5 protein-coding genes and 1 pseudogene are annotated in these 4,386 nt (G+C 73.0%); 5 read left to right on the top strand and 1 reads right to left on the bottom strand.

Features of this window, described 5'->3' with window-relative positions; translation table 11 throughout:
* From EEJ42_RS51325 to EEJ42_RS33770, 5 genes and pseudogenes are all read left to right on the top strand, one after another.
* Positions 1–1,006 (top strand): annotated as a pseudogene (locus EEJ42_RS51325) (hypothetical protein); the annotation flags it as partial.
* A complete protein-coding gene (locus tag EEJ42_RS33785; RefSeq protein ID WP_123105877.1) occupies positions 1,003–1,488 on the top strand; it encodes a roadblock/LC7 domain-containing protein in 486 nt (161 codons plus the stop codon). The pseudogene EEJ42_RS51325 and the gene EEJ42_RS33785, both read left to right, overlap by 4 nt.
* A complete protein-coding gene (locus EEJ42_RS33780; protein ID WP_123105875.1) occupies positions 1,485–1,892 on the top strand; it encodes a DUF742 domain-containing protein in 408 nt (135 codons plus the stop codon). Before EEJ42_RS33785 ends, EEJ42_RS33780 begins: the two co-directional genes overlap by 4 nt.
* Before the next feature lie 4 nt (positions 1,893–1,896).
* Positions 1,897–2,538, top strand: a complete 642-nt coding sequence (locus EEJ42_RS33775; RefSeq protein WP_123105873.1) for a GTP-binding protein — start codon at positions 1,897–1,899, stop codon at positions 2,536–2,538.
* A 76-nt stretch (positions 2,539–2,614) separates the two neighbouring features.
* Positions 2,615–3,865 (top strand): styrene monooxygenase/indole monooxygenase family protein, encoded by a 1,251-nt coding sequence (locus tag EEJ42_RS33770; protein ID WP_123105871.1) that lies wholly within the window; start codon positions 2,615–2,617, stop codon positions 3,863–3,865.
* A gap of 16 nt (positions 3,866–3,881) precedes the next feature.
* Here the strand turns inward: EEJ42_RS33770 and EEJ42_RS33765 are convergent.
* Positions 3,882–4,386: C40 family peptidase (locus EEJ42_RS33765; protein ID WP_246097556.1), on the bottom strand; the 505-nt coding region annotated here is incomplete at its 5' end.

Here is a 4,386-nt window from a genome sequence, read left to right as displayed (position 1 = left end):
CGCGCTCGGCGGCACCGGCCTGACCGCCTTCCCGGGCGCCGCCGCCGAGGCCAACGGCAACGCCCTCCCGTCCCAGGACCGTCCGGGGGCGCCTGTCTCCGCCGCGGCTTCCGGCGGTGCCGCGGCCGGTGCGGACGAGCCGGGCGACGCCGAGGCGGACGTGCCCGATGACACGGCGACCGTGCCGCTCGGCGGCACCGGCGTACCCGGTCAGCGGCGTCCCGAGCCGACCCCCGAGGAGCCGTCCGCCGCGCAGGACACGGGCCCCGAGCCGGTGTCGTGGGCGGCCCCCGGTGAGGCCTGGGCGGGCGCCGCGGACGAGGATCCGTACCGCATGGAGCCGACGCCGCCGCGCGGGCATCCGGCGCCCGGCGCGGGGGAGGAGCTGCCGGTCCTGCCGAAGCGCACTCCCAAGACGCCCACGGTCGCCGAGCCCGACGTGCCCGCCGAGCCCACCGTGCCCGCCGCCGAGCGGACGATGGAGCTGACCGTGCCCGGCGGCGAGCAGGCGTTCGACAGCCGCGCCGTACGGCCCGCCGGTGCGGACGCCTGGGGCCCGGCGGAGCCGTCCGGTACGGCGGAACCGGCCGGTCCGGTCGACCCGTACGCGATCGGCCCCGACCAGCACTCCCACGCCCCGGAGCCGACCGGCGAACTGCGCCGCACCGACAAGGGACTTCCCAAGCGGACACCGCGGAACGTGGCCCGCCGCGACCCCGACCCGCAGGAGCGGACGGGGTCGGTGAACGCGGAGGAATTGCGGCGTAGGCTGGGCGGGTTTCAGCGCGGTGCGCGGGACGGCCGACGGGACGCGGAGGCCGAGATCGCCGCACGTGACACGGCCGGAGAGCAGGGCACGGCCGCAGAGCAGGGCACGGCGTCCGGGCAGCAGGGCACGGCCGGACGGCGCGGTACGGCCGGAGAGCAGGGCGCGGCCGGGCAGCGGGGCACGGCGCAAACGGGGGCGCAGGACGGGGGCGGCACGGTTGAGGAGGCACGCGGGTGAATGCGCCCAGTAGTACCTACGGGTTGAGTTCCGAGGCCCGTAATCTGCACTGGCTGCTGTCGAGCCTGGTCGAGGAGGTGCCCGGCGTCCGCTCGGTGGCCGTCGTCTCGTCCGACGGGCTGATGCTGCTGTCCTCCGACGCGCGGCACACCGCCGCCCCCGCGGGCCCGACCACCCAGGACGGCCCGAAGGGCTCCACCGCGGACCTCGCGACGATCGTGTCGGGGCTGGGCAGTCTGACGCTCGGCGCGGCGAAGCTGATGGACGGCGGCAGCGTCAAGCAGACGGTGGTGGCGATGGACGAGGGCAGTCTCTTCGTCATGGCGATCAGCGACGGGTCGCTGCTGGGGGTGCACGCCACCCCGGACTGCGACATGGCCGTCGTCGCGTACCACATGGCGCTGTTCGTGGGCCGGGCCGGGCATGTGCTCACCCCCGAACTGCGCTCCGAACTACGGAGGTCGCTGGAGTCGGCGCAGTGACGGCAGGGTCCGGCCGGGGCGCGCGCAGACCGGCCCGGGTGCGTCCGTACTCGCTCACCGGCGGCCGCACCCGCTCGGGACACGTGCTGCTGGTGGAGACGTTCGTGGCGTCGCTGGAGCCCGCCGACGGGCCCGCGGACGGGCCGGGTGACCCGGTGCCGACGACCGGCACTCCGGGGACGCGGATGCTGCCGGAGATACGGGCCATCATCGAGCTGTGCCGCAGGATGCGTTCGGTCGCGGAGGTCTCCGCGATGCTCAAGATTCCGCTGGGCGTGGTGCGCGTCCTGCTCAGCGACCTCGCCGACCAGGGAAAGATCCGTGTGTACGGCACCGGGCGGGGCCCGGGACAGCCGGATCGCGCGTTGCTCGAAAGGGTGCTCGTTGGACTTCGCAGACTCTGAGACGATGACGGTGACGCCGCCGCATGTGTCGGAGATACCCGGCGCCGGTATACCCGGCGCCGACGAGAAACTTCAGAGCTGGCAGATAGACCGTTCGCGGGCACCGATCGCCACCAAGATAGTGATAGCGGGGGGTTTCGGCGTCGGGAAGACGACGTTCGTGGGCTCGGTCTCGGAGATCACTCCGCTTCAGACCGAGGCCCTGATGACGCAGGCCAGCGAGGACGTGGACGACCTCGGCGCGACGCCCGAGAAGCTGACCACGACCGTCGCGATGGACTTCGGGCGGATCACGCTCGAATCCGATCTGGTGCTCTATCTCTTCGGCACCCCGGGCCAGCAGCGGTTCTGGTTCATGTGGGACGACCTGATGCGCGGGGCGATCGGGGCGGTCGTGATGGCCGACACCCGGCGGCTGGAGGACAGCTTCCCGGCGCTGGACTACTTCGAGAGTCTCGGCCTGCCGTACGTGGTGGCGGTCAACCACTTCGAGGGGACCCCGCTCTACGGTCCCGAGGACGTCCGGGACGCGCTCTCCGTATCGCCCGGGGTACCGGTGGTGACCATGGACGCGCGGCAGCGGGTCACGGTGGTGGACGCGCTGCTCGCCCTGGTGGGCCACGCGGTTGACGTCTCACCCGGGTGAACTAACCTCAGCTCCGCTCGCGGAATGGAATGCCCCGTTCCTCTTCCTGTCCTGAGCCTGAGAGAGAGCTACAGTCATGCGGAAAATACTCATCGTCGGAGCCGGACAGTCCGGTCTCCAACTCGCCCTCGGACTCCAGGCCGAGGGCTACGAGGTCACCTTGATGGCCAACCGCACGGCTGAGGAGATCCGCTCCGGGCGCGTCATGTCCACGCAGTGCATGTTCCACACCGCGCTCCAGCACGAGCGCGACCTGAAGCTCAACTTCTGGGAGGAGCAGGCGCCGCGCATCGAGGGCCTCGGCGTGTCCGTCGCCGGACCGCCGACGCCCGAGGGCCCGCACGCCCGTGCCATCGACTGGGTCGGACGGCTCGACGGGTACGCCCAGTCCGTCGACCAGCGGATCAAGATGGCGGGCTGGATGGAGCTGTTCGAACAGCGCGGCGGCCAACTGGTCATCCACGGTGTGTCCGTCTCCGACCTGGACTTCTTCACCCAGAGCCACGATCTGGTGCTGGTGGCCGCGGGCAAGGGCGAACTGGTCTCGCTCTTCGGCCGCGACGCCGCCCGCTCCCCGTACGACACCCCGCAGCGCGCGCTGGCCGTCTCGTACGTGCACGGGCTCGGCCCGCGCCCCGAGCACCCGGACTACGACGCGGTGCGCTGCAACCTGGTCCCCGGCGTCGGTGAGCTGTTCGTCATGCCGACCCTCACCACCAGCGGGCGCGCCGACATCCTCTTCTGGGAGGGCGTCCCGGGCGGCCCGGTCGACGCGTTCCAGGGCGTCACCGACCCGTCCGAGCACCTGGCCACCACGCTGGAGCTGATGGAGCGGTTCACTCCGTGGGAGTACGCGCGGGCCACCAAGGTCGAGCTGACCGACGCGGGCGGCACGCTCGCCGGGCGGTACGCCCCGACCGTACGCAACCCGATCGGCGAACTGCCCGGCGGTGGCCTGGTGCTCGGTGTCGCCGACGTCGTGGTCGCCAACGACCCGATCACCGGCCAGGGCTCCAACTCGGCCGCCAAATGCGCCGCGTCCTACCTGGACAGCATCGTCGCCCACGGCGACCGGCCGTTCGACGCCGCGTGGATGCGGGACACCTTCGACCGCTACTGGGCGACCGCCCGGCACGTCACCAAGTGGACGAACGCGATGCTCGCCCCGCCGCCGGAGCACATCGTGGAACTGCTCGGCGCGGCGGGCGGCCTGCCGCCGGTGGCCGACCGGATCGCCAACGGCTTCGACGACCCGTCCGACTTCGAGCACTTCTTCTACGAGCCGGAGAAGGCCGCCGCCTATCTGGCCTCGGTGGGCGGCGCCTAGCGCTCGGCTGACGCCCCTAGCGCCGGGCCGACCCCGGACGGACCACGCCCTGCACCGGGTTGGACGCGAGCGGGGAGAGCCGCACCGTGGTGCCGGGCCGGGGCGCCTGCACCACCTGGCCGCCGCCCGCGTAGATCGCCACATGGCTCGCGCCCTTGTTGTAGATCACCAGGTCGCCGGGGCGGATCTGGCTGAGCGAGATCCTCGGCAGCCGCCGCCACTGCTCCTGGCTGGTGCGCGGAATGACCCGCCCGGCGTGCGCCCACGCCTGGGAGGTCAGCCCCGAGCAGTCGAAGGCGTTCGGCCCCTCGGCGCCCCACACATAGGGCTTGCCGATCTGGTTGAGCGCCCACCGCAGCGCCCGCTGCCCGGCCGCCGCCGAGGCCATCGGGAGACGCCCGGGGGTCTTCGGCACCACGGGGGTGCCGCCCGTGCCACCGCCCGCGCCCCCGGCCGGGCGGCTCGGGGTCTGGGCGGCGCCCGAGTCCTGACCGGCGCCGGTGTCCTGGCCCCCGCCCGGG

Origin of the sequence: Streptomyces botrytidirepellens (genome assembly GCF_003721215.1) — a bacterium.
GTDB lineage: Bacteria > Actinomycetota > Actinomycetes > Streptomycetales > Streptomycetaceae > Streptomyces > Streptomyces himastatinicus.
The sequence above is the reverse complement of the archived record's forward strand: the minus strand, read 5'-3'. Positions and strand labels throughout refer to the sequence as shown.